The organism is Paramagnetospirillum caucaseum, assembly GCF_000342045.1.
GTDB lineage: Bacteria > Pseudomonadota > Alphaproteobacteria > Rhodospirillales > Magnetospirillaceae > Phaeospirillum > Phaeospirillum caucaseum.
The window spans coordinates 1-4,085 of the sequence record NZ_AONQ01000137.1; the positions used below are offsets into that span (position 1 = coordinate 1).

A 4,085-nucleotide genomic window follows, 5' to 3' on the forward strand; every position below is an offset into this window, starting at 1 on the left:
GCCGACCAGCGAACTCCCGCCCCCGCCCCGCCGCGCAGGGAATCGTTGCCCGCCCCGCCGTCCAGACGGTTGGCGTTGCCGTCGCCGGCCAGAATATCGTTGAAACCGGTGCCGGTGACGCTTTCGATGCCCGAGATCACGTCGCCGTCGGCATCGCCGCCCGCGACCATTCCCGCCGCCAGATCGGCGGCAAGCGCCACGCCCGACGCCGCATAGCTGACGGTATCAACCCCGGCCCCGCCGATCAGGGTATCGGCCCCGCCGCCGCCGGCCAGCAGGTCGTTGCCCGCCCCGCCGTCAATGACATTGACGCCCGCATCGCCGGTCAGGATATCGGCCCCGGCGCCGCCGGTCAGGTTTTCGATGCCGTTCAGCACGTCGCCCGAGGCATCGCCTACCGTGCCGGTTCCGGCGGCAAGGTTGGCCGTCACCGCCGCCGCGGAGGCCGAATAGTCGGCCGTGTCGGTTCCGGTGCCGCCGGTCAGCCTGTCCGCTCCGGCACCACCCGCCAGCACGTCGTCACCGCCGCCGCCGTCCAGGGTGTCGTTGCCGGCCCCGCCCGACAGGATGTTGGCGTTGGCGTCGCCGGTCAGGATGTCGGCCCCGCCGCCGCCGGTCAGATTCTCGATGCCGCTCAGCACGTCGCCCGCCGAATCGCCCAGGGTGCCGGCGCCGGTGGCCAGGTTGACGTTGACCGCCGCCGTCGAGGCCGACCAGCTGGCCGTGTCGCTGCCGTCGCCGCCCGCCAGAACGTCCGCCCCGGCGCCGCCGCGCAGCAGGTCGTTGCCCGCTCCGCCGCTCAGGGTGTCGGCTCCGGCGCCGCCGTCGAGCACGTTGCCGGCGGCATCGCCGGTCAGCACGTCGGCGGCATTGCCGCCGATGACGTTCTCGATGCCCGACAGCACGTCGCCCGCCGCGTCGCCGCCGCCGCCGCCGCCGGTTTCCAGGTTGACCGTCACCGCGACGGCCGCGCCGGAATAGCTGGCGGTGTCGGTGCCCCGCCCCGCCGCTCAGGGTATCGGCCCCGGCGCCGCCGGACAGCAGGTCGTTGCCGTCGCCGCCGTCCAGCGCATCATTGCCGGCTCCGCCCACCAGGGTGTCCGCGCCGGCGGCCCCGCCCAGGGTGTCGTTGCCCGCCCCGCCGTCGATGACGTTGACGCCGGCGTCGCCGGTCAGCACGTCGGCGGCGGTGCCGCCGGTCAGGTTCTCGATCCCCGACAGGGTATCGCCGGCGGCGTCGCCGCCCGTCCCGGTTCCGCTGGTCAGGTTGACGGTCACCGAAGCGGTGGCGGAAGCATAATTGGCGAGATCGGTTCCCGCCCCGCCGGCCAGGGCGTCGGCTCCGGCGCCGCCCACCAACTGGTCGTTGCCGGCCCCGCCGTCCAGGACGTCGTCGCCGGCACCGCCGGTCAGCAGGTTGGCGTTGACGTCACCGGTCAGCGTGTCGTTGAAGGCGCTGCCGGTCAGGTACTCGACGCCCGACAGCACGTCGCCCTCGGCATCGCCGCCGCCCTGGGCGGCGGCCAGGGTCAGGTCGACGCTCACCCCCGCCGCCGAATCGGAATAGGTGACGGTATCGGTGCCCGCCCCGCCGGCCAGGGTATCTGCCCCCGCGCCGCCGCGCAGCACGTCGTTGCCCGCCGCGCCGTCCAGGGTGTCGGCCCCGCCGCCGCCCTGCAGCAGGTTGACGGCGGCGTCGCCGGTCAGCACATCGGCCTGGGCGCTGCCGGTCAGGTATTCGATGCCGGACAGCACGTCGCCGGCGGCGTCGCCGCCGCTCTGTGCCGTGGTCAGCGTCAGGTTGATGGCGACGCCCTCGGCCGAGGCGGAATAATCCGCCGTGTCGGTACCGGTTCCCCCCGCCAGGGTATCGGCGCCGGCCCCGCCGGCCAGCACGTTGCTGCCGGTATTGCCGGTCAGGGTATCGGCGAAGGCGCTGCCCACCAGATTCTCGACGGTGTTGAGCACGTCGCCCGCGGCATCGCCGCCGCTGACCTGGGCGGTGGCCAGGGCCAGACTGACGCTCACCCCCGCCGCGGACGAGGCGTAGGAGGCCGTATCGGTGCCCGCGCCGCCCACCAGGGAATCGCCGCCGCCGCCGCCTTGCAGCAGATCGTTGCCGTTGCCGCCGTCCAGGCGGTTGGCGAGGCCGTCGCCGGTCAGCACGTCGTTGCCGCCGCCGCCGGTGACATTCTCGATGCCCGACAGCGCGTCGCCCTCGGCATCGCCGCCCGAACCGGTCCCGGCGGCCAGATCGACCGACACCGCCGCGGCGGAAGCCGCATAGCTCGCCGTATCCGTGCCGGCGCCACCGCTCAGGGTGTCGGCGCCGCCCAGGCCGGCCAGCACGTCGTTGCCGGCCAGACCGTCGATGACGTTGGCGGCGGCGTTGCCGGTTAGGGTGTCGTTGAGCCCGCTGCCGGTCAGGTTCTCGACGCCCGACAGGATGTCGCCGGCGGCGTCGCCGGTGCCGCCCTGCGCCGTGGCCAGCGACAGGTTTACCGTCACCCCGGCGGCCGAGCCGGAATAGCTGGCGGTGTCGATGCCGCTGTCGCCGGTCAGCCGGTCGGCGCCGGCCCCGCCCGACAGCAGGTCGTCGCCCGCCCCGGCATCGATGGTGTCGTTGCCGGTGCCGCCCAGCACGGTGTCGGCTCCGGCCACACCGTTCAGGACGTCGTTGCCCGCCCCGCCATCCATGAGGTCGTTGCCGGCCGAGCCGGTCAGGGTATCGTTGCCCGCCGTGCCGGTGACCTGCTGCGATACGGGGATCACGCTGACCGAGGCGCTGCCGGCGGCGCTGCCGCCCTGGCCGTCCTCGACCGTATAGCTGATGGTGATGTCGGCGGCCTGGTTGGCGGTGGTGGCCAGACTCCATGTCCCGTCGCCATTGGCGGTCAGGGTGCCGGCGCTGGCCGACAGGTTGCTCACCGACAGGGTATCGCCATCCACGTCGGCGGCATTGCCCAGCAACTGGGCCCTGGTGATGACCAGGATCTGGTCGCCCTGCTTCGAGCCCAGGCTGAGGGCCGAGGTGGTGGGGGCGTCGTTGACGGCGGCCAGGGTCACCGAGGCGGTGGTCGAGACGCTGCCGCCATTGCCGTCGACCACGTCGTAGCCGAGGGTCACCGAGCCGTTGAAATCGGCTCCGGGGGTAAGGGTCCAGGTTCCATCGCCGTTGTCGGTCAGGGCGCCGCTGCCGGCCGTCAGGTTCGACACCGACAGGACGTCGCCGTCCACGTCGGAGACGTTGGACAGCAGGTCGGCGGCCCGGATGACATAGGCCGCATCCTCGGTGCCGGCGGACAGGCTTGCCGTCCCGCCGGCCAGCGGCGCGTCATTGACCGCATCCACCGTCACGTGAAGGGTGGCCGAGGCGGTGGCGGAGACGGAGCCGCCCTCGCTCGACGAGGCCTCGACCGTCAGGTCGAAACTGCCGTGGCCGTCGGCGGCGGGAGTGAGGGTCAGCCCGGCGAGATCAGTGGCGGAAAGCACCCAGGACCCGTCGGCCTGCGCCTGTCCGGCGGACAGGGAGGCGCCCGGGGGAACACCCCGGATGATCACCGATCCCATGGAATCCGCGCCGTCAACCAGCGCGGTGGAAATGGACAGGGCGATGGCCGTGTCCTCATTGCCCCCGGCCGGCGAGGCGCTCAGCACCACCCCATCGCCGACGACGGGGCGAAGCTGGGCCAGAACGATCTCATCGGTATCGGTCGCCGTCGCGGCGACCGGCGATGCGTCGGCCGTGGCCGGTTCCGCCGCATCATCGTCGGAAGCCGCCGCCCGGGCGTTTTCCTCGGCGGCCGGCGGAAGATAGGGGGCCTCGCCGCGTCCCTGCGGCGCCGGCGCATCGGACGGCGCCGCCGCCCGGGGCGCCTCGGTGGCCGGCGCATCGGCTCCGCCGCGCGGCTTGTCCGCCGCAGCCGGCGCCGTCGGCGGCCCATCGGCCTTGACCGCGCCCCCATCCTCGGCCGGCGCCTGGACCTGACCGTCGCCGCTGCGGGCCGAATTCCGCTCCATCTGGCCGCCGGAGCGGTCGGCCGGACCGGTGGAGGCGATCTCCATGGTCTCGACCACCGTCTGCG

At 73.6% G+C, this 4,085-nt stretch carries 3 pseudogenes; all 3 read right to left on the reverse strand.

Annotation, left to right across the window (positions count from 1 at the left end):
• A pseudogene (locus H261_RS26335) lies at positions 1-641 on the reverse strand (calcium-binding protein); the annotation flags it as partial.
• Positions 642-770: 129 nt separating this feature from the next.
• Positions 771-959, reverse strand: a pseudogene (locus H261_RS26670) (calcium-binding protein); the annotation flags it as partial.
• Positions 960-1,059: 100 nt separating this feature from the next.
• Positions 1,060-4,065: pseudogene (locus H261_RS26590) on the reverse strand (cadherin-like domain-containing protein); the annotation flags it as partial.
• Positions 4,066-4,085: the final 20 nt, after the last annotated feature.